The 26021-nt window shown below is 45.8% G+C and carries 28 protein-coding genes and 2 riboswitches; of the genes, 25 read left to right on the top strand and 3 right to left on the bottom strand.

Annotated features, from left to right (window positions below; all coding sequences use genetic code 11):
* Positions 1–4: 4 nt before the first annotated feature.
* From M662_RS14065 to M662_RS14055, 3 genes are all read left to right on the top strand, one after another.
* Entirely contained in the window at positions 5–664 is a 660-nt protein-coding gene (locus M662_RS14065; RefSeq protein ID WP_026578256.1) for a cobalamin B12-binding domain-containing protein, read from the top strand.
* Positions 651–1415 (top strand): STAS domain-containing protein, encoded by a 765-nt coding sequence (locus M662_RS14060; RefSeq protein ID WP_008635765.1) that lies wholly within the window; start codon positions 651–653, stop codon positions 1413–1415. The genes M662_RS14065 and M662_RS14060 overlap by 14 nt, the downstream gene beginning before the upstream one ends.
* Before the next feature lie 90 nt (positions 1416–1505).
* Entirely contained in the window at positions 1506–1712 is a 207-nt protein-coding gene (locus M662_RS14055) for a cation transporter (protein ID WP_008635764.1), read from the top strand.
* A 35-nt stretch (positions 1713–1747) separates the two neighbouring features.
* Here M662_RS14055 and M662_RS14050 read toward each other — a convergent pair whose 3' ends face one another.
* Both M662_RS14050 and M662_RS14045 read right to left on the bottom strand, forming a co-directional pair.
* Entirely contained in the window at positions 1748–2077 is a 330-nt protein-coding gene (locus tag M662_RS14050; protein ID WP_008635763.1) for a spore coat protein, read from the bottom strand.
* Between the two features lie 11 nt (positions 2078–2088).
* Positions 2089–2352, bottom strand: a complete 264-nt coding sequence (locus M662_RS14045) for a hypothetical protein (protein ID WP_008635762.1) — start codon at positions 2350–2352, stop codon at positions 2089–2091.
* 214 nt (positions 2353–2566) lie between these two features.
* On the opposite strand from M662_RS14045, the gene M662_RS14040 reads away from it, so the two are divergent.
* The 9 genes from M662_RS14040 (at position 2567) to M662_RS14000 (ending at position 11256) form a co-directional block, all read left to right on the top strand.
* Positions 2567–3484: a proline dehydrogenase family protein gene (locus M662_RS14040; RefSeq protein ID WP_026578257.1), complete on the top strand. Its 918-nt coding sequence runs from the start codon at positions 2567–2569 to the stop codon at positions 3482–3484.
* Positions 3485–3695: 211 nt separating this feature from the next.
* On the top strand, positions 3696–6083 hold the full coding sequence (locus M662_RS14035) for a 3-hydroxyacyl-CoA dehydrogenase/enoyl-CoA hydratase family protein (protein ID WP_026578258.1): 2388 nt from the start codon (positions 3696–3698) through the stop codon (positions 6081–6083).
* A gap of 24 nt (positions 6084–6107) precedes the next feature.
* Positions 6108–7283: an acetyl-CoA C-acetyltransferase gene (locus tag M662_RS14030; RefSeq protein WP_026578259.1), complete on the top strand. Its 1176-nt coding sequence runs from the start codon at positions 6108–6110 to the stop codon at positions 7281–7283.
* 17 nt (positions 7284–7300) lie between these two features.
* A complete protein-coding gene (locus M662_RS14025; RefSeq protein ID WP_008635758.1) occupies positions 7301–9082 on the top strand; it encodes an acyl-CoA dehydrogenase family protein in 1782 nt (593 codons plus the stop codon).
* A 139-nt stretch (positions 9083–9221) separates the two neighbouring features.
* Positions 9222–9581 carry an arsenate reductase family protein gene (locus tag M662_RS14020; protein ID WP_008635757.1) on the top strand — a complete coding sequence of 120 codons (360 nt, stop codon included), beginning with the start codon at positions 9222–9224 and terminating at the stop codon, positions 9579–9581.
* An 83-nt stretch (positions 9582–9664) separates the two neighbouring features.
* Complete coding sequence (gcvH, locus tag M662_RS14015; RefSeq protein WP_008635756.1) at positions 9665–10048, top strand: glycine cleavage system protein GcvH; 384 nt, start codon at positions 9665–9667, stop codon at positions 10046–10048.
* Positions 10049–10167: 119 nt separating this feature from the next.
* Entirely contained in the window at positions 10168–10515 is a 348-nt protein-coding gene (locus M662_RS14010; protein WP_008635754.1) for a toprim domain-containing protein, read from the top strand.
* Between the two features lie 10 nt (positions 10516–10525).
* On the top strand, positions 10526–10840 hold the full coding sequence (locus M662_RS14005) for a thioredoxin family protein (RefSeq protein WP_008635753.1): 315 nt from the start codon (positions 10526–10528) through the stop codon (positions 10838–10840).
* Between the two features lie 104 nt (positions 10841–10944).
* Positions 10945–11256 carry a hypothetical protein gene (locus M662_RS14000; protein ID WP_152522219.1) on the top strand — a complete coding sequence of 104 codons (312 nt, stop codon included), beginning with the start codon at positions 10945–10947 and terminating at the stop codon, positions 11254–11256.
* Here the strand turns inward: M662_RS14000 and M662_RS13995 are convergent.
* Positions 11249–11668, bottom strand: a complete 420-nt coding sequence (locus M662_RS13995) for a TlpA family protein disulfide reductase (protein ID WP_026578261.1) — start codon at positions 11666–11668, stop codon at positions 11249–11251. The genes M662_RS14000 and M662_RS13995 overlap by 8 nt on opposite strands.
* Before the next feature lie 197 nt (positions 11669–11865).
* Positions 11866–11974: riboswitch (SAM riboswitch) on the top strand.
* Between the two features lie 79 nt (positions 11975–12053).
* Here M662_RS13995 and M662_RS13990 point away from each other — a divergent pair.
* From M662_RS13990 to M662_RS13930, 13 genes are all read left to right on the top strand, one after another.
* The gene (locus tag M662_RS13990) at positions 12054–13079 is read left to right on the top strand and encodes a methionine ABC transporter ATP-binding protein (RefSeq protein WP_026578262.1); all 1026 of its coding nucleotides are present in this window, start codon (positions 12054–12056) and stop codon (positions 13077–13079) included.
* Positions 13072–13740 (top strand): methionine ABC transporter permease, encoded by a 669-nt coding sequence (locus M662_RS13985; RefSeq protein ID WP_008635749.1) that lies wholly within the window; start codon positions 13072–13074, stop codon positions 13738–13740. Before M662_RS13990 ends, M662_RS13985 begins: the two co-directional genes overlap by 8 nt.
* A 24-nt stretch (positions 13741–13764) precedes the next feature.
* The gene (locus tag M662_RS13980; protein WP_026578263.1) at positions 13765–14595 is read left to right on the top strand and encodes a MetQ/NlpA family ABC transporter substrate-binding protein; all 831 of its coding nucleotides are present in this window, start codon (positions 13765–13767) and stop codon (positions 14593–14595) included.
* A 65-nt stretch (positions 14596–14660) separates the two neighbouring features.
* A complete protein-coding gene (locus M662_RS13975) occupies positions 14661–15026 on the top strand; it encodes a carboxymuconolactone decarboxylase family protein (protein ID WP_008635747.1) in 366 nt (121 codons plus the stop codon).
* 602 nt (positions 15027–15628) lie between these two features.
* Positions 15629–16414, top strand: a complete 786-nt coding sequence (gene sufC, locus M662_RS13970; protein ID WP_008635743.1) for a Fe-S cluster assembly ATPase SufC — start codon at positions 15629–15631, stop codon at positions 16412–16414.
* Positions 16415–16433: 19 nt separating this feature from the next.
* Entirely contained in the window at positions 16434–17741 is a 1308-nt protein-coding gene (gene sufD, locus M662_RS13965) for a Fe-S cluster assembly protein SufD (RefSeq protein WP_008635741.1), read from the top strand.
* Position 17742: 1 nt separating this feature from the next.
* Positions 17743–18963 (top strand): cysteine desulfurase, encoded by a 1221-nt coding sequence (locus M662_RS13960; protein ID WP_008635738.1) that lies wholly within the window; start codon positions 17743–17745, stop codon positions 18961–18963.
* Positions 18953–19396 (top strand): Fe-S cluster assembly sulfur transfer protein SufU, encoded by a 444-nt coding sequence (gene sufU / locus M662_RS13955; RefSeq protein ID WP_008635737.1) that lies wholly within the window; start codon positions 18953–18955, stop codon positions 19394–19396. Before M662_RS13960 ends, sufU begins: the two co-directional genes overlap by 11 nt.
* 33 nt (positions 19397–19429) lie before the next feature.
* Positions 19430–20827: a Fe-S cluster assembly protein SufB gene (gene sufB, locus M662_RS13950; protein ID WP_008635736.1), complete on the top strand. Its 1398-nt coding sequence runs from the start codon at positions 19430–19432 to the stop codon at positions 20825–20827.
* Positions 20828–21000: 173 nt separating this feature from the next.
* Positions 21001–21813 carry a sulfite exporter TauE/SafE family protein gene (locus M662_RS13945; RefSeq protein WP_008635734.1) on the top strand — a complete coding sequence of 271 codons (813 nt, stop codon included), beginning with the start codon at positions 21001–21003 and terminating at the stop codon, positions 21811–21813.
* Positions 21814–21820: 7 nt separating this feature from the next.
* Positions 21821–23221 carry a bifunctional metallophosphatase/5'-nucleotidase gene (locus M662_RS13940; RefSeq protein ID WP_026578264.1) on the top strand — a complete coding sequence of 467 codons (1401 nt, stop codon included), beginning with the start codon at positions 21821–21823 and terminating at the stop codon, positions 23219–23221.
* A 58-nt stretch (positions 23222–23279) separates the two neighbouring features.
* Positions 23280–24047, top strand: coding sequence for a sporulation protein YunB (yunB, locus tag M662_RS13935; protein ID WP_008635733.1), 768 nt, complete (start codon positions 23280–23282; stop codon positions 24045–24047).
* 54 nt (positions 24048–24101) lie between these two features.
* Positions 24102–24285: riboswitch (Lysine riboswitch) on the top strand.
* Positions 24286–24419: 134 nt separating this feature from the next.
* Positions 24420–25976 carry a Na+/H+ antiporter NhaC family protein gene (locus M662_RS13930; protein ID WP_026578265.1) on the top strand — a complete coding sequence of 519 codons (1557 nt, stop codon included), beginning with the start codon at positions 24420–24422 and terminating at the stop codon, positions 25974–25976.
* Positions 25977–26021: the final 45 nt, after the last annotated feature.

Below are 26021 nucleotides of genomic sequence, written 5' to 3'. Positions count from 1 at the left end.
CAGTTTGGAACTGCATCATGAGCGACTGGCCCATTATTTCCTTGATGGAGATGAAGAGGGAGCGTTGCAATATATAAGGCAATTGTTAGAGGAACACCCCCGGGCATATTTGTATGAAGACATTTTGACACCCGCTATGTACTATATCGGTGAACTATGGGAGCGAAATGAAATATCTGTTGCGGATGAACATTTGGCAACGGCTATTTGTGATTTCGTCTTATCTAAATTGGAACAGGAAAAGAAGACCGATAAGAAATATAGAAATAAGAAATATAAAGCCCTGTTATTTGGTGTGGAAGAAGAACATCATTACATAGGTTTGAAAATGGTCGCTGAGACGTTTAAGGAACATGGTTGGCGTGTCCGGTATCTTGGGCCGAATTTGTCTCTGCAGCACGCTCTAGTCCAAATAGAAAAGTATCGCCCGGATGTAATCGGTATATCTGCAGCCTTGTCTTATCGTCTGCCAGCCATTAAGGATCTGGTCAACCATTTCACTATGTTGGATTGGAAACCATTTATTATGATCGGTGGACGGATGGCCGGCAAATATGACCTGAGCCAGCTGGAGTCGGATCAGTCTATGGTAATCAAAGACTTGAATCACTTGAACCAATGGTTTAAAGAGGGAAGGGATGAAGCAATAAATGAAACAAGTTGAACGTACATTCCCACTCCCTTATTTCATTATTAATAAAAACTACTTCGTCCAATCGTATTCCAAAGAAGCGGAACAGGCTTTTGGGAGACAGGAAAACCTGCTTGAATTATTAGATGAGGCAAGTGTACCAAAGGTGAAGAACTGGGTAACTCCGGAAGTTCAGAAATTATCCTTGGAAGTCCACTTAAAGCCGGAGGATGGTCAAGGGAATCCGCAAACATGTGACATGCATGTGAAATGGGAGAATGACATGTATGCGGAAGTACTTATTCTGACGAAAGATGAACAGTTGTCCAAGGTGACCAAAACACTGGATCAGCTCCGGTCACGTTTAAACGATACCAACTTCGAGCTGTTGGAAGAGAAAGAAAAGTTAGAAGATGCTATTGAAAACAGCAACCAATTGTCAGCCCCTTTCATCCGCCTTACAGCGGACACCGCACTAGTGCCGTTATTCGGAGATATCACCGCAGAGAAAATGTATTCGGTGGAAACGTCTATATTAAAGGCTGCGCAAAAGTCTGATATCGATCGTGTTTTGTTTGATTTTACAGCTGTTGGAGAAATGGAGCTGGAGGGCGCGGGTCTACTGAAGAACATCATGATATCCCTTCTTTATATGGGGGCAGAAGTTATGATTATAGGGATGCAGCCTGTCCAGGCACAAAGTTTTCAGATGCAGCACTTCCCTTCGAGTATCAAATATATGAACTCCCTGCAGCAAGCTGTACAAAAATACTGTGTGAAATGAGCGTTCCTAAGATAGGAATGCTTTTTTTATGTTATATTTTTCCTTCCTTGTGGAATGGACCAGCATAGAGAAAGTGAAGGAGGAGTTTTCATGGAATTGACTTTGGAAGTGAATGGAATGTCTTGTGAGAAGTGCAGGGAATCGGTAAAAGACGCTCTTCAGACGTTAGAGGGGGTGCACGGTGTCGAGGTGCTTCTTGAGAGTGGAAAAGTTCATATCGCTTACGACGAAGCATATGTTTCAAAAGGACTGATGAAAGAAGCTGTGAGAGCGCAAGGATATGAAGCAGTAGGATAAAGAAAGCCCGGCGTTATACCGCCGGGCTTTCTCATTTACTGTACATTGTAAGGAAGTTGATTTTTGTATCCATTGAACTGTTGATAGGTCTGCTGAACTTTTTGTTGTTCCGCCTGTTCGACAGCATACCAGCCATTTTGAAACATCAGGTTATACAAGTTGCGCTGGCAGTCCTGTGTCTCTTTGAAAATCGTAGCTAAGTCCTGATAAAGGTTTTGATTGCTTGCTTCGTTCAAAGCGACATTATAAGAAGAAGTCATATACTTTTCGGTGGTTAATTGATCGTTCAGGAAATCTCTTTCATTCATCTGCGGCGTCTTTGGGACATTTGTTTCCGGGTTTTGAATCTTTTGAGACTGGTTCATCTTGGTCCTCCTTAGTTCAAGTTTTGTTTAGGGGCATTCAGATGGTTTAATAATTTATCGTAATGTCGTTGGTGCATTTGACCTGCAGCTTCAAGGGCAGCCTGAACTTCAGGTGTCTGACAATTTTGGGCGAAGAAGTGTGCTTTCTTACTTGCGTTTAAATTCCAGGAAAGCATGTCCGCTAAATACAGCTGATCCTTCGTAGAGACAATATCAGGTACCTGCGTCATCGGCTGCGCCTGTTGAATGGATTGATTCTGTTGCTGCTGTTGCATCTACATCATCCTCCTTTGGCTGTTTTGTTTAGTATGACCGGAAATAATAGTTCTATTTAGGGTGGGTTTTTATGGGAATATAAGGATGACGTTGTCGAAATGAAGGTTCTTTTTATCCCTTTTTTTCTGTGTAAGTGATAAAATATAATTGCTAGCGATTACAAGACGGAAATATATAAATATTTTGATATTTTTGCTGGCAGGGGGTAATGGCATGGAAAAGATCCTTAAGAATTTCTTTTTATTTCTATCCAAAAACCGGTTCTTTACAAAGCTGGCAAAACGATACGGACTTCGCTTCGGAGCTGGAAGATTTGTTGCCGGAGAAACCATTGAAGCAGCTGTTCAAACGATCAAGGAACTGAATGACAAGGGAATGTCCGTCACAATCGATCACTTGGGGGAGTTTATCGACAGCAGATCGGAAGCTGTAGCAGCAGCGGAAGAGTGCATGGAAGCGATCCGTGCAATTGCTGATAACAAGCTTGATTCCCAACTATCCCTGAAGCTTACTTCCATGGGGATGGATATAGCCGATGATCTGGTTATGGATAATATGCGCCGGATATTGGATGTGGCTGAAGAAAAAGATGTATTTGTAACTATTGATATGGAGGACTTCGAGCGGTGTGAGAAGACGCTTGAGATTTTCAAAAAGCTGAGAGAGGATTATGATCATATTGGTACTGTTCTGCAGTCTTATTTGTACCGTACCGAGGAGGATATAAAAGCGCTGAATGCTTATAGTCCGAACCTTCGCCTTGTGAAGGGAGCCTATAAAGAATCAGCAAAAGTCGCTTTCCCTGAAAAGAAAGACGTAGACGAAAATTTAAAGAATATCATCCGTATACATCTCATGAATGGAAACTATACGGCTGTAGCGAGTCACGATGATGCGATCATTGATTATACGAAACAGCTGGTAGCGGAAAAGAATATACCAAACGATCGCTTTGAATTTCAGATGCTTTATGGAATCCGCGTGGACCGTCAGGAAGAGCTTGTCAAAGAGGGATACAAGGTGAGAGTTTATGTGCCGTATGGAAATGATTGGTATGGGTACTTCATGCGCAGACTTGCAGAGCGTCCAGCCAATGTTGCATTCGTTTTAAAAGGCGTTTTTGGTAAATAAAGAGGGGTTTGTCAAGGGGCGAGATGCCGGTTTGATGGGGAGACTGGAGCCGCCCTTGTCCTCAATTGGAAGATCTTGTCCTTTTTTACGACAAAAGGATTGCGAAATATCTGAAAATATTTTATATTATACATAGATACGATTTTGTCGTACTTATTTTTTTGATTCTAAAATGAATGACTGTTCATTCAAAATGACAGGGGGATTAGGAATGGCTCATAAAATCAAACGAGCAGCCGTGCTCGGTTCAGGAGTAATGGGGGCAGGTATTGCCGCTCATCTGGCTAACATAGGTATCCCGACACTTATGCTCGATATGGCTCCTAAGGAACTGACAGAAGCGGAGAAAAATCGTGGGTTGACGTTGGAAGATCGTACGGTCCGCAATCGGATTTCATCTGATAATAAACAGAAACTGTTGAAGCATAAACCGGCACCACTGACGAGTAAGCGTAACATGGATTTAATTGAAATAGGTAATTTTGAAGACGATTTAAATAGGATTGCTGACGTGGACTGGGTAGTTGAAGTCGTCGTTGAAAATCTGGATATCAAGAAGAAGGTCCTTGCTGATGTGGACCGGTTTAGAAAACAGGGGGCAATTGTCAGTTCAAACACTTCGGGAATATCCATTGAAGCCATGGCGGAAGACTGCAGTGAAGATTTTCGAAGCCACTTTTTAGGAACGCATTTCTTCAATCCGCCTCGTTATTTAAAGCTGCTCGAAGTCATCCCGACAAAGGATACGGATCCGGAAGTTCTACAGTTCATGAAAACGTTTGGAGAAGATGTGCTTGGTAAAGGCGTAGTGGAAGCGAAAGATACACCGAACTTCATCGCCAACCGCATCGGAACATACGGACTTTTGATCACCGTCCAGCAGATGCTTGAAAAAGGGTACAGTGTCGGGGAAGTGGACTCGGTCACGGGCCCGCTGATCGGTCGTCCGAAAAGCGCAACGTTCCGAACGTTGGATGTCGTCGGTCTTGATACGTTCGCTCATGTGGCGAAGAATGTTTACGATCAAGTGGATGGAGAAGAGAAGCAGGCGTTTGAAATACCGGCCTTTATGAAACAGATGCTTGACAAAGGCTGGCTCGGATCTAAGAGTGGCCAAGGATTCTTTTTAAAGCAAAAAGGAGAAATCCTGCAGCTCAATCCTCAGACGATGGATTACGAACCGAGGGCGAAATTGAAAACGAGAGCAACGGAGGCTGCCAAACAGGAAAAAGGCACCCGCAGAAAGTTAAAGACACTGGTAGCAGCCAATGATGACCGGGCTGGAGATCTTGTTTGGTCTGTCTTGAAGCCGGTGCTTATCTATTCTGCTCAATTGGCTGGTGAAATTGCAGATGATATCGTTGCGATTGATAAAGCGATGAAGTGGGGATTCGGATGGGAATTGGGACCGTTTGAACTTTGGGACGCCATCGGACTCGAAACATCGGTGAAGCGGATGAAGGACGAAGGAGATGCAGTTCCAGGTTGGGTCGAAGCCATGATTAAGGAAGGTAAGGAGAGCTTTTACAAACAGGAAAATGGAAACGTTTACTTTTATCACGAAGGAAACTACATCCAGCAGTCCTTCAACAAGAAGAACATTCATTTAAAGCGCCTGAAAGAGGGAAAAAACGTTATTAAAAAGAATGCCGGTGCGAGTCTGATTGATTTGGGAGACGGAGTGGCAGGTCTCGAATTCCACTCTCAAAGCAATTCGATCGGGCCGGATATTGTCCAGATGATCAATTATGCAGTGGAAGAGGTTGACAAAAATTTCGAGGGTCTTGTCCTTGGAAACCAAGGGAAGAACTTCTGCGTTGGTGCCAACCTTGGAATGATCCTGATGGAAGCCCAGGACTTTAACTTCTTCGAAATCGAAATGGTCGTGAAGAATTTTCAGGACAGTATGATGAGACTGAAGTATTCCGATAAACCGGTCGTTGCAGCACCATTCGGTATGACACTTGGAGGAGGAGCGGAAGTATGTCTGCCGGCTTCTGCCATCCAGGCATCTTCAGAAACCTATATGGGACTGGTGGAAACGGGAGTCGGACTGATTCCGGGCGGTGGTGGAAATAAAGAACTTTACATGAAACAACTGCGAAGTATTCCGAAAGATGTTGCCGTCGATTTACAGAAGGTCGCTGTAAGTGTGTTTGAAAAAATCGCCATGGCGAAGGTGTCGACCTCCGGAGAAGAAGCGAAGGAAAATGGATTCCTTGATCAGATGGATGCCATTAGTCCAAATGGGGATCACTTGATCCACGATGCGAAAGAGAAAGTACTTGGTCTTGCCGGGGCGGGATATACAGCTCCAAAACGGACGAAGGTTCCGGTTGCGGGTGAACAGGGGTACGCAACGATGCTGCTTGGTGCAAAGTCGCTGTTGTTAAGCGGCTATGCAAGTGAACATGATTTGAAGATTGCGGAAAAACTGGCGAACGTCCTGGCCGGCGGCCGGCTGAAAGAAGGCACACTTGTAGATGAGCAATATTTATTGGACCTTGAAAGAGAAGCATTCCTAAGCCTCGTCGGAGAACCGAAATCGCAGGCAAGAATGCAGCATATGCTTATGAAAGGTAAACCACTGCGTAACTAATCGTTTAAAAAGGGGGAAGGAACCGTGAGAGAAGCTGTTATTGTTGCAGGTGCACGAACACCTGTCGGCCTTGCAAAAAAAGGCTCGCTTGCCTTTACACGTCCTGACGATCTTGCTGCACTTACCATTAAAGAAACATTAAGGCGTGCCAACAACTATGAGGGCAACATCGATGATTTGATTATCGGATGCGCCATGCCGGAAGCAGAACAGGGGATGAATATGGCGCGAAACATAGCGGGCCTTGCCGGTCTCTCCCATGAAGTGCCGGCAATTACCATAAATCGTTACTGCTCTTCAGGGCTTCAAAGTGTCGCCTATGCAGCCGAAAAAATCATGCTCGGTCATCACGACACTGCACTTGCTGGTGGTGCAGAGTCCATGAGTCTCATTCCGATGGGCGGCCATGTCATTAAACCGAACGTCAAACTTGTGGAAAACGCACCGGAATATTACATGTCCATGGGTCATACCGCAGAAGAAGTGGCGAACCGTTTCGATATTTCCAGGGAAGATCAGGACGCTTTCGCCGTCCAAAGTCATGCAAGAGCGGCTAAGGCAGTAGAAGAAGGTAAATTTACGGATGAGATCGTGCCTGTAGAGGTGATGAATCGTGAGCTCGGCAGTGATTTCAAAGTTAAGGAAACGACTAGAACTTTCTCGGTGGATGAAGGAGTTCGTCCAGGCACGACCGCCGAAGTACTCGGAAAACTGAAGCCCGCTTTCTCTGTCAAAAGGTCCGTCACGGCAGGGAATTCCTCACAAATGAGTGATGGTGCGGCTTCCGTGCTGCTGATGGATAGAGAAAAAGCAGAAAGCGAAGGGTTGCAGCCATTAGTGAAGTTCCGGTCTTTTGCCGTTGCCGGGGTCGAACCTGAAATTATGGGGGTAGGACCGGTGGAAGCGGTACCGAAGGCTTTGAAGATGGCAGGCTTATCCATAGCTGATATTGGATTGTTTGAATTGAATGAAGCGTTTGCTTCGCAATCTCTTCGTGTGATTCGCGCACTCGACCTCGATCCGGAGAAGGTGAATGTAAACGGAGGAGCGATCGCTCTCGGTCACCCACTCGGATGTACCGGAACGAAACTGACGCTCAGTCTGATACATGAAATGAAAAGGAGAAACGAACAGTTCGGTGTTGTCACGATGTGTATCGGTGGAGGTATGGGTGCTGCCGGCGTATTCGAATTAATATAATCAGGGAGGCTTTAAAAATGAGCGATTTGAAAGAGATGATTAAAGGTGGCGGATTTGTAGTAGAGGACTTGAAAGCGGAAGATATCATCACGCCGGAGGATTTTACGGATGAACATTTGATGATTGCTAAGACGACGGAAGATTTTGTAGTAGGAGAAGTCGTTCCGAAAATTGATCAACTTGAAAATCACGAGTTTGAACATTCCGTAGCTCTATTGAAGAAGGCCGGTGAACTCGGTTTGCTTGGTGCCGATGTCCCGGAAGAATACGGAGGGTTACAGCTTGATAAAATCAGTTCCTCCCTTATTACAGAAAAGTTTGCAAGAGCCGGCGGCTTTTCCATTACACACGGGGCTCACGTGGGGATTGGATCCCTTCCAATCGTGTTCTTCGGTAACGACGACCAGAAGCAAAAGTACCTTCCTGCACTGGCTGTAGGCGATAAAATTGCAGCATATGCTTTGACGGAGCCGGGCTCCGGATCCGACGCCCTCGGAGCGAAAACGACGGCCAAGTTGAATGAAGCAGGAACGCATTATATTTTAAATGGAGAGAAGCAATGGATCACAAACTCGGCCTTTGCCGATGTGTTTGTTGTCTATGCCAAGATCGATGGAGATAAATTTACTGCGTTTATCGTCGAAAGAGATTACAAAGGTGTCTCAACGGGGGCGGAAGAGAAAAAGATGGGAATCAAGAGTTCTTCTACACGAACACTGATTCTTGAGGATGCAGAGGTCCCGGTAGAGAATGTTCTCGGAGAAGTAGGGCGCGGACACGTCATCGCTTTCAACATCCTTAACGTCGGTCGCTACAAACTGGCAATCGGAGGGGTAGGAGGAGCGAAACGGGCCGTCGAGTTATCTGTCACTTACGCTAAACAGCGGAAGCAGTTTAAAACGCCGATCTCAAGTTTCCCGTTGATCCAGGAAAAAATCGCCTCCGTCGCTGCGAATACGTATGCAAATGAAAGCTCTGTGTACAGGACGGTTGGACTCTTTGAACAAAGCATGGGCAAACTATCAGATGAGGAATTGAAGGATGGTGCCGCTGTAGCGAAGGTCATTGCAGAGTATGCTATTGAATGCTCCTTGAACAAAGTGTTCGCGACGGAACTGCTGGACTTTGCCGTTGATGAAGCGGTACAAATTCACGGCGGGTATGGCTTTATGGCTGAGTATGAAGTAGAGCGGATTTACCGGGATTCAAGGATCAACCGTATTTTTGAAGGAACCAACGAGATCAACCGGATGATTGTTCCCGGTACGCTGCTGAAAAAAGCGATGAAAGGTGAACTGCCGCTGCTTCAGAAAGCACAGAAGCTGCAGGAAGAAATCATGACGATGATGCCGGAAGAGCCTGGCACAGAACCACTTGCTCAAGAGAAATATCTGGTTGCCAATGCTAAGAAAATCGGTCTTCTTGCTGCCGGCGTTGCTGCTCAGAAGTTTGGGGAGAAGCTGGAAAGTGAGCAGGAAGTTCTTGTGAATATTGCTGATATGGTCGGAGAGGTATACAATATGGAATCTGCCGTTCTCCGAACAGAAAAAGCGATGGATAAAGTAGGAGAAGAGAATAGTAAACAAAAGTTGTTGTACACGCAAGTTTATGTGCAGGAAGCGTTCAACCGTCTAGAAGCACATGCTAAGGAAACACTGATCGCTGCAGACAGTGGGGATTCTTTACGAATGATGCTTGGGGCACTGCGAAAACTTACCCGTTACACTCCTACAAATGTCATCGCCAAGAAACGGGAAATTGCTAAAGCTCTGATCGAAGCAGAAAAATATATCGTATAAACTGCGTGAAGAAGGCGCCCTGTTCTTCCTTGATCGATGGAAGTGCAGGGTTCTTTTCATTTGTGCAAAAAAATCACCATGAAATATAACCTGGCAATGTGATAGAATAAAATACAATAAGAAGGAAGGAGCGTTTTGTATGACTGTAACCTTCTATTGGTATCCGAACTGCGGAACCTGTAAAAAGGCAAAAAAGTGGTTCGATGAAAACGGGGTGGACTATAAAGCTGTACATATTGTCGAAGAGCCACCTTCAGAAGAGCAATTGAAAGACCTGGTCTCTAAAAGCGGAAAACCTGCCAAGAAGTTCTTTAACACGAGCGGGAAAAAGTATAGAGAGCAGAACATGAAAGAAAAGCTGAAAGACGCAGATGAAGATACGATGATTCAATGGCTCGCTTCTGACGGCATGCTCATCAAACGGCCTGTTGTAACAGACGGCACCCGGGTCACCGTCGGCTTCAAAGCGGAAGAGTTTGAAGAAAACTGGCTTCCGTGAGCAGATGTGTGGAAATAAAGGCATTCTTGCTTTTATGGTAATAAAATAAACAAAATATAATTTGATTGTGGAGGTATTCTTACATGAGCTTACCAAAAGAACTACGTTATTCTGAAGAACACGAATGGGTGAAAGACGAAGGAGAAAAAGTACGTATCGGCATCACTGACTTTGCACAAGCAGAGCTTGGCGACATCGTATTCGTTGAACTTCCGGAAGTGGGAGATGAGCTGGAAGCGGACGAGCCGTTCGGCAGTGTGGAATCCGTTAAAACCGTTTCTGAATTATATGCTCCGGTAAGCGGTAAAGTAGTAGAAGTGAACGAAGATCTGGAAGACAGCCCGGAATTCGTCAATGAGTCTCCTTATGAAAAGGCATGGATGGTTGTCGTAGAGCCGAATGACTCTTCTGAAATAGACAAACTAATGTCTCCGGAACAATACAAGGAAATGATCAACGAAGATTAATTATTTCAGTACGGACAGGTGGGAACAGGCGCTTGTCTGACATGATCGCGTTGGATCTTAATCATGTTCAGACCATGTCTCTTCCGGCATGGTCTGTTTCTTTATAGAAGGTGATGCAGATGGATGGAGAGCGAATCGTCATTGTCGAAGGGATAACCGACAAGAAGAAACTGAAGAAAGTGCTGGATGAAGAAGTGGAAATCATCTGCACGTACGGCACCTTAGGAATCGAGCGGATGGAGGAGATGATTTTCAACCACAACCTGGATGATCGCAGGGTATATATTTTAGTGGATGAAGACGATTCGGGCTACAAACTAAGGAAGCAGTTGACCGAAGAGCTTCCGCACGCCGAGCATATTTATATCGATAAAGCCTTCCGGGAAGTAGCAGCCACGCCTGAACAGGAGCTCGCCCGAGCATTGTTGAACCACCATTTTCAAGTGAAGTCCATTTATCTGATTTAGGAGGAAGCTTGTGCAGGAACTTGACTCACAGGAGTGGACCGAGCAGTCGAAGCAGGACCGATACACGTTGTCGTTCATTCACAGCCCTTTTTGTGCTACCTGTCATTTAGCAGAAAAGATGCTGAGGACGTTGGAAGAATTGTATAACGAGGAAGTATTCATAAAAGTGAATGCTTCCTTGAACCCTTCCGCTATGGAGCGTTTTCAAATTGAGAGTGTTCCATGCCTTTTAATCATGAAGAACGAACAAATCGTCAAAAAGGTGTATGCGTTTCAATCGGTCCCTCATATGTATGAACAAACAGCTGAATATGTAAAACAATAAGCTAATTTCCCGGGAAATGACGAAGGAAAGCCTTGTTGGTAAACAGGAAAAACGCCCCCTTTGCAAGAATGTCTAAGCAAAGGGGGCGTTTTAGGATGGTGGAAATGATGAAGACTTGGATAGAGAAAGTGAACCATAGGAACGATCTGATTCCATCTTGGCGGGAAAGAGAGATCCATGTAGCTTTTCAGTCCAAGAATAATTTATTTACTTTCCTCATCACTCCGGCGGGGATATGTCCTGATGTGCAAAGAACGGATGATGGCACGCTTTGTATCCATGTGGAAGATTCTGTGATGGAGGATCTGCTTGCCGGCAGGGAAAGGCTGACGGCGATGGACGACTCCCTCATCCGAATTCACGGCTCCTTCTCTGATGTGCTTTATTTGGAATCCCTGATGTTTCTTGCTAAATGATTCTTCCCAAGGACTGTGCGATATCGAGAAAGGAAGCTTGATCACCAAACGCTTCGTGGATAAACCCGTTCTGATCGATGATGACCGTTGAGGGTACTCCTCTGCATCCGAACAGGTCATATACGGTCCTGTCCTTATCGGCAAGGGTCGGCTGAGTGAGGAATTCTTTCGTGTAAGCGATGCCCGCTTCCGGACTTCTTTCCCGCCCTGTGACATTGATCGTCAGCATTTTTACTTTTTCTTTATCTGCGTTCTGATATAGCTGTTCCTTCAAAGGAAGATCCCTTCCGCAATCCGGGCACCAGGATGCCCAGAAGGTCAGAACGACGGCTTTTCCTTTATCTTCTCTTAGTTGATAAGTTCCTTGTTTATTTATAAACGGTAATTCGAAGTCGGGTGCTTTTTGTTTCATATCTGCGGCTCCTTTATGTGATTGGACTAAGCTTACAGCAACATGCTACCACATATTGTCCGAGTCCTTCGACCAATGAGAGGCACATGGAAACGACTTATTTTTCTGAAAAACGGAATATTTCCAGTTGACACAATTTTGGTGCGATGCTACAATCCATCTTGTGCTATTAAAATTATACATGCGAATAAGCGAATCTCTTATCCAGAGAGGCGGAGGGACTGGCCCTATGATGCCCGGCAACCGGCAAGCGTACGCTTGACAAGGTGCCAAATCCTGCAGAGTTATAATTCTGGGAGATGAGAGAACAGAGCGAATACAATAGATGTGCGCTTTTCTGTTCTCCTGAACAGAGAAGCGCTTTTTTTGTCAGGAGGGAAACATCATGATTACTATCAAAGGTCTATCGAAGATTTTTCAGACCAAAGATCGTGAAGTACGTGCGGTGGATGACCTCAGCGTCACGATCAATAAAGGAGAAATCTATGGCGTTATCGGATACAGTGGTGCAGGGAAAAGTACGTTTATCCGGCTGCTGAACAGACTGGAAGACCCGACGGAGGGAAGTATTATCGTCGATGATCAGGACTTAACCACTTTAAGCAAGAATAAATTGCGGGTGGCAAGACAGGACATCGGGATGATCTTCCAGCACTTTAATCTCCTGTGGTCCCGTACCGTCTTTGATAACATCGCATTTCCATTAGAAATAGCAGGGATACCGAAAGAAGACAGGAAGAAGCGTGTCAATGAACTCATCGATCTTGTCGGCCTGTCAGGCAGGGGGAATTCATATCCGTCCCAATTGAGTGGAGGGCAGAAGCAGCGGGTCGGAATCGCCCGGGCCCTTGCCAACAACCCGAAGGTCCTGCTGTGCGATGAAGCGACATCTGCTTTAGACCCGGAGACGACGGACTCGATTCTCGACCTCCTCGTTGATATCAACGAAAAGTTTGGGTTGACCATCGTGCTGATTACTCATGAAATGCACGTCATTCGAAAAATATGCCATCAGGTAGCGGTGATGGAAGAGGGGAAGATTGTAGAACATGGGGACGTGCTCGATGTTTTCCTTCGTCCACAAAAACCGGTGACGAAGAAGTTTGTTGATCAAGTAATGGGAGATCCCGATAAAGAGAACTCTCTCCAGTTGATCAAAGACCATTATTCGTCTGGTGAAATCGTCCGGCTCCACTTTGTAGGAGAAAGTACGAATCAGGCATTGATCAGTGAGATCTCCAGAGAATTTGCGCTGGATGTCAATATCCTTCACGGGAAGATCACCCAAACACAAAAAGGGGCGTATGGTACTTTGTTCGTGCAATTGGAAGGGGAAGAAAGTGAGAGGCAGCGGGCCATCTCCTATATTCAATCTACATCCGTAGAAGTGGAGGTGAATCCGAATGTTTAATCAACTGTTTCCAAACGTAAGAATGGAAGATATGATCACGGCGACGAATGAGACATTATATATGACTATCATATCTGTGATCGGGACGTTTATCCTCGGCTTACTGCTCGGGCTTCTGTTGTACCTCACTTCTCCGGGAGGTTTATGGCAGAACAAGATTTTAAATGGTATAACAGCTTCGGTCGTCAACGTATTCCGGGCCATACCTTTCATCATTTTGATTCTGTTGCTTTTCCCTTTCACCGACTTCCTTATCGGGACAATCCGTGGACCGCAGGCTGCGCTTCCGGCATTGATCATCGGTGGTGCTCCGTTCTATGCACGTCTTGTAGAAATTGCATTGAAGGAAGTGGATAAAGGAGTGGTGGAAGCGGCAAAATCGATGGGGGCGAAATACTCCACCATCATCTTCAAGGTGCTGCTTCCGGAATCGATGCCAGCTTTGATTTCGGGTATTACTGTTACAGCCATCGCCCTTGTCGGCTATACGGCTGTAGCCGGAGCGATCGGTGCAGGAGGTCTTGGGGACTTCGCGTACTTTTATGGCTTCCAGCGCAGTGATTTCGACGTCGTATTCGTCTGTACTGTATTAATCATTCTGCTCGTATTCATCTTCCAATTCATCGGGGATTTCATTTCCCGTCGATTGGATAAAAGATAAAACAACCTTAGGAGGAAAATACTTATGAAAAAATGGTCACTTGGTTTACTGGCATTATTGTGCGTTGCTGTCCTGTCCGCCTGTGGTTCTTCTGATGAAGAATCCGGTGATTCAAATGAAATTAAGGTGGGGGCTACTAGTATTCCTCACGCAGAAATATTGGAAGAAGCTAAGCCGCTTCTTGAAGAGGAAGGCATTACGCTGACAATCGATACGTACCAGGATTATATCCTTCCAAATAAAGCTTTGGACGATGGGGACATCGATGCGAACTACTTCCAGACGATTCCCTACATGGAACTGCAGGAGAAAGATAACGGCTACGATTTCGTGAACCTTGGCGGCATCCACATTGAGCCTATGGGGATCTATTCACAGAAATATGATGATATCAAAGATGTAGAGGACGGAACGACACTCGTCATGAGCCGCTCTATATCCGACCATGGACGAATCCTTGCCCTCTTGGAGCGTGAAGGCCTGATCAAGCTTGACGAAAACGTGGAGAAAGTCGATGCCCAGGTGGATGATATCGTGGAAAACCCTAAAAATATCAAATTCGATTCCGGTGTAGATGCAGCCAACCTTCCGGAAACGTATAAGCGGGAAGAAGAAGTTCTTGTAGCAATCAACACGAACTATGCCATTGAAGCAGGCCTGGATCCACAAGAAGATTCTCTAATCTTGGAAAGTCCGGATTCCCCGTATGTGAACGTGATTGCAGCTAACAGCGATGATAAAGACAATGAAGCGTTGAAGAAATTGGTTGAGGTGCTTCATTCTGATGAGATTCAAACGTTTATTGAAGAAGAATATGATGGTGCCGTCGTACCTGTGAAGGAAGACAGCGAATAACGGATAAAACGAGTGGCTGCGGGGATAATAACCGCAGTCACTTATTTTATTGGGAGGTTATACGCATGGAGGAAAACAATAGAACATGGACAGAAACATACTTACACGATTATAAGGAAGGAATGGGCTTGTTCAAGGAGCATATGCCTGAAGTAGCTCATCAATTCAGTCAGTTTACGGAAGAGTGCTTTAAGGAGGGCGAGATTTCTCAAAAGCAGAAGCAGTTGATTGCCCTCGGAATCAGCATCGTGGCCCAGGACGAATATTGCATGATTTATCATACAAAAGGATGTGTCGACCAAGGCGCTTCTGAGAAAGAGGTTCTGGAAGCGTGCGGGGTTGCCGCGGCTTTTGGTGGCGGTGCTGCTCTGAGTCAAGCCGTTACGCTTGTCCAGGATGCCTATAAAGATTTGTCCACAAACGTCAATTGATGGGACAATCCAACAATGGATACCAATGTTGAATAAATGACCATCTGAAATAAAAATAAACGCTTTCATTGGAACATTTGCTTTGTCATGGCCGGAAATAAGGTTTGGCAGGATTTTATTCCGGGTATCGTTTTGTGATAATCTGGAAATGCAAATAACTTGAAAGGGTTGATTTATTATTAGTGACGATTTACAGCTCCATTATACTGCTGATATGGAAAAAGCCATGCACCAGGCTCATAATATGAGCTATGCCGAGTACAGTAGGAAGCTCGATACAAGGATGAAGGTGGAAGAGCAGCGTCAGCGTAATTTTGAAGAGAGCAAGAAGATAATCGCACAGGTCGACCGTCAACTCCATAGATGAGAAAGTATGGAATCAGGTGCCGTTTAGTCACCTGATTTTTTCATGTTATAATAATGTAGAAACCGAGGGGAATATGTCATTCAGGATGTCCGTTCCTTCTATATTATCAATAGTAGGAAAATGTTGATAACAAATACTAAATGATATAAGATTGTAATGAGAATAAAATGAGAATGGTTCTTTGATCCCTATCAACCAGGACATTCGATAATAATAGATACTGGAGGTATTCATTATGGCAGGATCAACGTTAGAAATTAAAGATCTTCATGTTGAAATTGAAGGTCAGGAAATCCTAAAAGGTGTGAACTTAACAATCAACGGTGGTGAATTCCACGCGGTCATGGGACCAAACGGAACAGGTAAATCCACATTGGCTTCCGCAATTATGGGACACCCTAAATACGAAGTAACCAAAGGTGAAATTCTTCTTGACGGTGAAAACGTTCTGGAGATGGAAGTAGACGAGCGTGCTCAAGCAGGTCTTTTCCTTGCCATGCAGTATCCGAGCGAAATCAGCGGTGTAACGAACTCTGACTTCCTTCGTTCTGCAATCAACGCACACCGAGAAGAGGGCGACGAAATTTCCCTGATGAAGTTCATTAAAGATATGGACGGTAAGATGGATACGCTGGAAATGGATAAAAACATGGCGCAGCGTTACTTGAATGAAGGATTCTCCGGCGGAGAGAAGAAGCGCAACGAGATTCTGCAGCTTATGATGATCCAACCGGCAATCGCCATCCTTGATGAAATTGACTCCGGTCTAGATATTGATGCACTGAAAGTTGTTGCCAAAGGTATTAACGAAATGCGTAATGATTCCTTCGGCTGCCTGATCATTACCCACTATCAGCGTCTGTTGAACTATATCACACCAGACAAAGTACACGTTATGATGCAAGGCCGTGTCGTCAAATCAGGTGGTCCTGAACTTTCCCAGCGTCTTGAGGAAGAAGGATACGACTGGATCAAGCAGGAGCTTGGTATCGAAGACGAAACAATCGGTCAAAAAGCGTAATCAAGATAGGAGGGTAATCATGACAGTAGAAGTCTCACTACCATACGACAAAGATTATGTCACAAAATTCTCTAACGGTCTTCAGGAACCGGAATGGATGAAGAACCTGCGCCTTAGCGCCTTGGAGAAATCAGAATCACTTCCGCTTCCTAAGCCGGATAAGACAAATATCTCTAAATGGAACTTCACCGAGTTCGATCATCACGTAACAAGTGAAACGATCGGTGCGCTCGATGAACTTCCGGTGGAGATAAAAGATTTCATGGATCAGGACAAAGCGCCTAAAAACCTTGTCATTCAGCGTAATCATACAGTGGCTTATGCTGCGATTGATGAAAACCTGAAAGAACAGGGAGTTATCTTTACAGACATCGCTACAGCTCTGCGCGAACACGGAGAGCTCGTGGAAAAGTATTATATGAATGATGCGGTGCACGTCGATGAGCACCGTTTGACAGCCCTTCATGCAGCGCTAATGAACGGCGGTATCTTCCTTTATGTACCCAAAAACGTACAGATTGAAGAACCGATTCAAGCTATTTTCTGGCAGGAAGACCAAAAAGCTTCCTTAATCAATCACATTCTTGTCGTTGCTGAAGAAAACAGCTCTGTTACGTATGTGGAGAACTACATCTCTCATAATAAAGAAGAGAAGACATCTGCTAATATTGTAGCGGAAGTTATTGCCAAGGACGGTGCGAAAGTATCGTATGGTGCAGTGGATAACTTCGACAAAGGAACAACCGTTTATGCAAACCGCCGCGGTGTTGCCTATCGGGATGCCGTCATTGAGTGGGCGTTGGGTCAAATGAATGAAGGGGATACTGTCTCCGAAAATATCACCCACCTGATTGGTGATAACTCCCACTCCAATGCCAAAACGGTAGCAATCGGCCGCGGAGATCAGAAGCAGAACTTTACAGCAAACATCACACACTTCGGTAAAGGTTCAGACGGCTACATTCTTCAGCACGGAGTGATGAAGGATAAAGCATCCGCTATTTTTAACGGAATTGGTAAGATTGAACACGGAGCCAGCAAATCCAACGCAGAGCAGGAGTCACGTGTCCTTATGCTCAGTAAAGATGCCCGTGGAGATGCCAACCCTATTCTTTTGATTGATGAAGATGATGTAACGGCAGGACACGCAGCTTCCGTTGGCCGCGTAGATCCTATGCAGTTGTATTACTTGATGAGCCGCGGAATTTCCAAATTCGAAGCGGAGCGTTTGATCATTCACGGGTTCCTTGCACCGGTGGTAAACCAGCTGCCTGTAGAAGCTGTGAAGCGTCAACTTCAGCAAGTGATTGAAAGGAAAGTAAATTAACATGGATGTCAAAGCCATACGCGAGGAATTTCCTATTCTGCATCAGGAAGTCAACGGTCATCCGCTCGTGTATTTGGACTCTGCAGCAACCTCTCAGAAGCCACTGAAAGTGATCGAGAAGTTGAACGAATATTACAGAGGCTACAATTCCAATGTGCACCGGGGCGTTCATACCCTTGGCACAAAAGCGACGGATGAATATGAAGGCGCAAGGGAAAAGGTCAGGCGCTTCATTAATGCTTCCAGTACGCAGGAAGTGATATTCACAAGAGGAACAACGACAGCCATTAATACAGTCGCCGCAAGTTACGGCAGGAGCAACCTTGGGGAAGGTGACGAAATCGTCATCACACCCATGGAGCACCACAGTAACATCATTCCTTGGCAGCAAATTGCTAAAGAAACTGGTGCGACCTTGAAATACATGCCGCTACAACCGGATGGCACCATTCGTTTGGAAGATGCGAAACAAACGATCACTTCCAATACGAAAATCGTTGCCATCGTACACGTTTCCAACGTGCTTGGTACCATCAATCCAGTGAAAGAGATCGCTCGTATGGCCCACGAGCAGGGAGCCGTCATCCTTATTGATGGTGCCCAAAGTGTGCCGCACATGCGTGTCGACGTTCAGGATCTGGATGCTGACTTCTATGCCTTTTCCGGTCATAAAATGGGAGGCCCTACAGGTATTGGTGTTCTCTACGGGAAGAAGGCGCTTCTTAACGCTATGGAGCCTGTGGAGTTCGGAGGCGAAATGATCGATTTCGTAAACTTGTACGACTCCACGTGGAAAGAGCTTCCGTGGAAGTTTGAAGGCGGAACGCCGATTATCGCAGGTGCTGTCGGACTGGGTGCTGCCATTGATTTTCTTACCGATATCGGCATGGATAACATTCTTGCACATGAGGAAAGGCTTGCTGCCTATGCTCAAGATCGCATGAAAACAGTGGACGGACTTACCATCTACGGTCCGGAACACCGCGCAGGTCTCGTTACGTTCAATTTAAGCGACGTACACCCTCATGACCTCGCAACGGTATTGGATGCAGAAGGAATCGCTGTACGAGCCGGTCACCATTGTGCCCAGCCTCTGATGAGGTGGCTCGATGTATCAGCGACGGCTCGTGCCAGCTTCTACCTGTATAATACTGAAGAAGAAATAGACCGACTCGTTGAAGGACTACAAACAACAAAGGAGTATTTTGGCGATGTCTTTTAATAACTTAGATACACTCTATCGCCAAGTGATCATGGACCATTACAAGAACCCTCGTAACCGCGGATCTATCGAAGGTAATCCGATGATTGTGGATATGAATAACCCAACATGCGGGGATCGTATCCAACTGCAGTTGTTGATCGATAACGGGCTTGTAAAGGATGCCAAGTTCGATGGAGAGGGTTGTTCCATCAGCCTCTCCTCTGCTTCCATGATGACCCAGGCGATCAAAGGAAAGTCCGTAGACGACGCATTAAAAATGTCTAAGCTGTTCTCAGAAATCATGCAGGGGAACGATATTGAGGAAGAAGATATCGACCTCGGTGATATCGAAGCACTCCAGGGAGTTTCCAAGTTTCCGGCTCGAATTAAATGTGCCACGTTAGCTTGGAAAGCCATGGAGAAAGGTGTCGATGAAGAGAAGCAGGACTAAGCGTCTGTTCATACCAAAAGGAGGTATATAATCATGGCTAAAAAAGCGCCAGAAGTAGGAGAGTACCAATACGGATTCCATGAAAAAGATGTGTCCATCTTCCGTACGCAAAAAGGTCTGACGAAAGAAGTCGTCAAACAGATCTCCGACTATAAACAAGAACCAGAATGGATGCTCGACTTCCGTCTTAAGTCCTTAGAGCAATTCTATAAAATGCCGATGCCGCAATGGGGCGGCGACCTATCCGAACTTGATTTTGATGAAATCACGTACTATGTTAAACCATCCGAACGCTCCGAGCGTTCATGGGACGAAGTACCGGAAGAAATCAAAAACACGTTCGACCGTCTGGGTATCCCGGAAGCGGAGCAAAAATACCTGGCAGGTGTCTCTGCTCAGTATGAATCCGAAGTGGTATACCACAACATGGAGAAAGACTTGGAAGATCTCGGTGTTATCTTTAAGGATACCGATTCTGCTCTCAAAGAAAACGAAGATCTCTTCAAGGAGTATTTCGGTAAAGTCATTCCCCCGTCCGATAACAAGTTTGCAGCGCTGAACTCTGCTGTATGGTCGGGAGGTTCCTTCATTTATGTTCCTAAAGATACGAAGGTGGAGACGCCGCTTCAGGCATACTTCCGTATCAACTCAGAGAACATGGGGCAGTTCGAACGTACCTTGATCATTGCGGATGAAGGTTCTTCCGTACACTACGTCGAGGGATGTACAGCACCGACTTATTCATCCAGTTCTCTGCATAGTGCCGTAGTAGAAATTTTCGTCAAAGATAACGCCTACTGCCGCTACACAACGATTCAAAACTGGGCGAACAACGTGTACAACCTTGTAACGAAGCGTGCCGTTGCTGAATCCAATGCAACGATGGAGTGGGTCGACGGTAACCTCGGTTCCAAGCTGACAATGAAATATCCAGCCGTTCTTCTTAAAGGAGAAGGAGCCCGCGGTATGACACTTTCCATCGCGCTGGCAGGAAAAGGACAGCACCAGGATGCCGGTGCCAAGATGCACCACCTGGCACCGAATACGTCTTCAACGATCGTATCTAAATCCATCTCCAAGCATGGTGGTAAAGTAACGTATCGTGGTATCGTTCAATTCGGTCGTAAAGCAGAAGGGGCCCGTTCCAATGTCGAGTGTGATACACTCATCATGGATAACGAGTCCACTTCAGATACCATTCCTTACAACGAAATCATGAACGAGAACATCTCTCTTGAGCACGAAGCAAAAGTTTCGAAAGTGTCTGAAGAACAGTTGTTCTACTTGATGAGTCGTGGGATCTCAGAAGAAGAGGCGACAGAAATGATCGTCATGGGCTTCATCGAGCCATTCACGAAAGAACTGCCAATGGAATACGCCGTGGAAATGAACCGCCTGATCAAGTTCGAAATGGAAGGTTCCATCGGTTAATAATGATAAAAGACCGTGCAGCTTATGACTGCACGGTCTTTATTTGTGGGATAATAAATAGAAGGTAAATATCCCTGGTGGAATCATGCATAACGAATCAAGCAGGCGTCATGTTTTATGAATACAAAACGTGATACTATAATAGTATCTATCAAAGGTTAAGGAAGGTTACCATGTTTCTGATTATGTTCTTCATTGGTTTAGTGACAGCAATTATCGGGAGCGTCGCTGGACTTGGCGGCGGCGTCATTCTGGTGCCCGCGTTATTGTTCCTCGGCGATCACTATGCGTCTTTTGACTGGGTCACTCCGCAGTCGATCGTTGGTATATCGCTCGTCGTGATGATCTTTACCGGGATGGCATCCGCCATCTCCTATATTAAACACAAGCGCGTCGATAAGAAAATCGGCGTCATTTTCCTTTATGGAAGCATTCCCGGTGGTATAGTCGGATCGTGGCTGAATCAATTTTTTGAATCAGATGGATTCTCGCTGTTTTTCGGCGTGATTATGATTGCCGTTTCGCTTTTGTTCTTTATTCCAAGACGACGGCCTGATAATCCACTATTTACAACAGGTATTCAAAGAGAGAAAGTCGTGGATGGAGAAACCTATACGTATCAGATGCCCGTCATGTTTGGGCTGGTCTTATCGTTCGCCGTCGGATTATTGTCCGGACTGCTTGGTATCGGCGGGGGGTCGCTTATGGTACCTGCAATGATCCTGCTGCTCGGCTTGCCGGCACATATAGCCACGGCTACATCCATGTTCATGATCTTTTTTGCTAGTATATCCAGCTCTGCGACTCATATTGCTCTCGGGCATGTTGAGTGGGCTCATACGCTGTGGTTCATCCCTGGGGCATATATAGGTGGCACGCTCGGTGCTTGGATGAACCGTAAACTGCGTGGACAGGCGGTCGAATGGTTCTTGCGGATCCTTTTGATTTTGATCGGCATCCGCTTAATCTGGCAAGGAATAGGGTGAGGATACGATGAATAAAGAGAGATTGTATTTCTACTATACAAGCGATCTGCACAGCCATTTTGAAAATTGGCCGCAGATCGTCGGCTATTTTCAAGAAAAAAAAGAGAAGCATGACAGAAGGAAGGAAGATTACTGGTTGTTTGACAACGGGGATCACGTAGACCGTTTCCACCCGATTACGGAAGGGTTAATGGGTAAAGGGAACGTGGAGCTTATGAATCGCGCTGCATATGATGTCGCTACCTTGGGAAATAACGAAGGAATTACCTTGGCTAAGGAAGATCTTCATTCTTTGTATGACGAAGCAGACTTCGGTGTCGTGTGTGCCAACCTCGTTTGTCATCATCAAGAGGCTCCTACATGGCTCCAAAATTATAAAATTGAGACGTCTAAACAAGGGACGAAAATCGGTGTTATTGGACTGACAGCTCCTTTCCGTCCGTTTTATCAACAGTTAGGCTGGGATGTCGAATCGCCTTATGACATACTGGACAGCCTGCTTCCGGAAGTGGAGCGGGAAGCAGATATCATTGTATTGTTATCGCATCTCGGCATCCATGACGACGAAGAGATCGCCAGGCGCTATTCCTGCATCGATGTCATTATCGGCGGACATACCCATCACTTGTTCAAGACAGGCGAGATCGTGGACGGATCATTATTAACGGCCGTAGGAAAGCACGGAACGCATCTTGGTGAAGTGATGATTGAATGGGACAATGATACCCATACGCTTGTAAATAAAGAAGCCTATGCCGTTCCGACGGAGCATTTAGGCAAGGACAAACAGACAACGGATGATCTGCTTCGTATAAGAAAAGAAGCGATGGATCACTTAAACACACCTGTTACAAGGTTGAGAGAGCCTCTTCACATCACATGGTTCAAGGATAACGAATTAATGACAAGTCTTACGGACCAATTAAGGGAATGGACATCATCCGATATCGCGATGTTAAATGCGGGGGTCCTTCTTGATCATTTACCGGCGGGGGAAATCACGTACGAAGAGGTCCACCGCATCTGCCCACACCCGATGAATCCCTGCAGGGTCGAGCTTGAGGGCGATAAAATAATGGAAGTGATCCGGGCTGCCCATACGAAAGAATTGATGGAAACCAAATTGAAAGGTCTGGGCTTCCGTGGAGAGGTAATCGGGAAAATGGTCTTTTCCGGAGTGGACATTAATGTACGGAAGGCGTCCAACGGGGAGCTTCAGGTGACGGATGTTACTTTCGACGGCCGTCCGCTTGATCCTGATAAAGTCTATCGTTTCGCTACAGCGGATACGTTTACTTTCGGTCGATTCTTTCCTGAGATCGCCTATGCCTCAGAGAAAAAGTATTATATGCCGGAACTGCTGCGTGATCTGCTGTCTGAAGCGCTTCAGACATACGGGAGTCCGTGAGAATTATTCAAATAAAACCCTTCTCGCCTACATATAGATAGGTGAGGAGGGTTGTTTCATGTCTAAGAAAAGAGTGACGGGCGGGTCGTCGATCGGAAAACGGGTCGTCATCAGTCTACTGTTTTTCGCTGTATTCACAGCCCTAAGCCTATGGTTTATAAACAGGGGAGTCACGCCCGCACTTGTAGATATTGCTGAGACGAAGGCGCAGCAGCTGGCGAGGGATGCAATCAATGAGGCGGTCAGTAAACAAATAGCCGAAGACCTTCAGTTCAATGATCTTGTAAAAATGGAGCAGGATAACCAGGGAAACGTCGTTTATATGGGATGGAATTCCGTCATGGTAAACCGTGCTCTGCGTGACACCACGATTCGGGTGCAGAATTTCCTGAAGCGGATGGAGCTTGGAGAGTTACCGATGGAGGATACCTCACTCGAGCCGTCCATCGATCCGAATATGACGGCAGAGGAGTTAGGGGAGCAGCCGGCCACTTTGATTGAAGTGCCGGTAGGGCTTGCCACAGGAAACAGTCTGCTTGCAAACCTTGGCCCGAAAGTTCCCGTGCAGCTCAGGGTGATCGGCGACGTTCAGTCTCAGGTGAAAAGTAAAATTACGGAATATGGTTTGAATGCCGCCTTGTTTGAGATTTCCATCCATTTTGAAGTAAGTCTCCGAATCGTTATCCCGTTCTCTACGGAGACAACGGTCGTAAAGAACGATATTCCGATAGATACGGCGACTATTTTAGGAAAGGTTCCCAATTTCTACAGCGGTGTAGACGGTCAGGACCCATCTTTTTCCTATCCAATGGATCCCTTGCAATAATGCATATCTACTGGTAGAATGGCTAAGAACTGAATATGCGTGACCTTATCAGATCGGTGAGGTAGAGGCGCAGACATCATGAGTAGTCAATGGGAGTATGACAAGCGAGGATCATTGGTGAAGGGGGTGTCTGCCGAAGTGTAAGACAGCGAGTCGGGCTGTTTAACGCTGGTGTACATCTGAACAGGAGATACACTGTCATGCATGCTTTTTGGGTGCATGGAGCGCTACTGATCGAAATGGAGGATAATCCAATTGCCGCTGAGGCAGTGGTAGATTATTTTCTATCATTGTCTTTTTTTATTCCTCAATTTTAATCCACAGTAGCCTTCCAAATCCCGTTACACCATTAGATTAACGGAGGGGAACCACATGGAAGGAACGATCTATTCATTAATTCCAGCTATACTTATGCTTATCCTTGTCCTTGTTACAAGGAAAGTCATCCTATCCCTTGGTATAGGGATCATTGTCGGAGCATTCATGCTTACACAAATGGACATTGGAGCCGGTATCGGCTTGATTTGGTCCATCTTTTCCACTATTTTCTACAGTGAAGGTGCACTTAATTCAGGTAATATTTACCTGCTATCTTTTTTACTTTTACTAGGAGTTACCACTGCATTTATGACAGCCTCCGGAGGCAGCAAGGCATTCGGAAAGTGGGCGGTGAAGCGGATCCGTACACGTCAGGGTGCTACACTCGTACCTGCTCTGCTCGGCATTGTTATTTTCATTGATGATTACTTCAATGCACTTGCTGTCGGGCAGGTGGCAAAACCGGTGACGGACAGGTACCGCGTCTCAAGAGCAAAACTGGCCTATTATATCGATTCGACTTCTGCACCAATCACGGTTATTTCTCCCATATCCAGCTGGGGAGCATATATCATCGGTACCATCGGTAGTATCCTTGCGGCAAATGAAATTACCGAATATGGTGCTTTTGAAGCGTTTGTTTTGATGATACCAGCGAACTTATACGTTTTCGCAGCTTTACTTCTCGTATTCCTGACAATTTATATGCGCCTTGATTTCGGGCCGATGCGCAGTCACGAAATCCGTGCGCAGAAGACAGGAGAGCTCACGAATCCGGAAAAGGGTGACATTCCAGGAGACCTGAATGACGAATTCGAAGAGCACAATAATGGGAAGATTTCGCACTTGATTCTGCCGATTGTTGCGCTTGTCGTCGGTACGGTAGCCATGATGTTCTACACAGGTATTCAGGCAACAGAGGGAAGCGCCACACTGCTTGATGCTTTTGCTAATACGAATGTAAACATTTCCCTGTTCACCGGAGGTTTGGTCTCTGTATTGGTTGCAGGCGGTCTTTACATCAGCCAGCCTAAACCGAAATCAGGGCTTGGCCACGTATTTACAGAAGGACTCAAAGCTATGCTTCCGGCTATCTATATCCTGGTCTTCGCCTGGATGATCGGGGATGTCATCAGCCAGCTTCAAACAGGAGAGTTTTTGGCAAATCAATTTACAGAGGCAAGCATTGATATTGCTTACCTGCCTTTAATCATCTTCTTATTGTCCGGCTTTATGGCGCTGTCTACCGGTACATCTTGGGGAACGTTCGGTATCATGCTCCCGATCGCAGGAGAAATAGCAGCTGTTACCGATCCGTCCATGATTCTACCGGCCTTGTCCGCGGTTCTTGCCGGCTCCGTTTTCGGTGACCACTGTTCACCGATCTCAGATACGACCATTCTTTCTTCTACCGGGGCAGGTTCCAATCATATCGATCACGTCATGACCCAGCTTCCATATGCGCTGCTCGCAGCCTTAGGGGCGACAGTCGGGTATCTTGTCCTTGGGTTTACCGGACAGGTTTGGATTCCGCTGGTACTCGCTATGGCTATAGTAGCTGTCATTGCCATGGTCATTCATAAAGTAAATCCGAAAATTGAACCAGAGTAAGTATAAGAGGAACAGGGATGACGCCATCCCTGTTCTTTTTTTGAG

This window comes from Bacillus sp. SB49 (genome assembly GCF_000469135.2).
GTDB lineage: Bacteria > Bacillota > Bacilli > Bacillales > Halobacillaceae > Halobacillus.
Note: the sequence above shows the minus strand (reverse complement) of the source record. Positions and strands in the feature narration are given on the sequence as shown.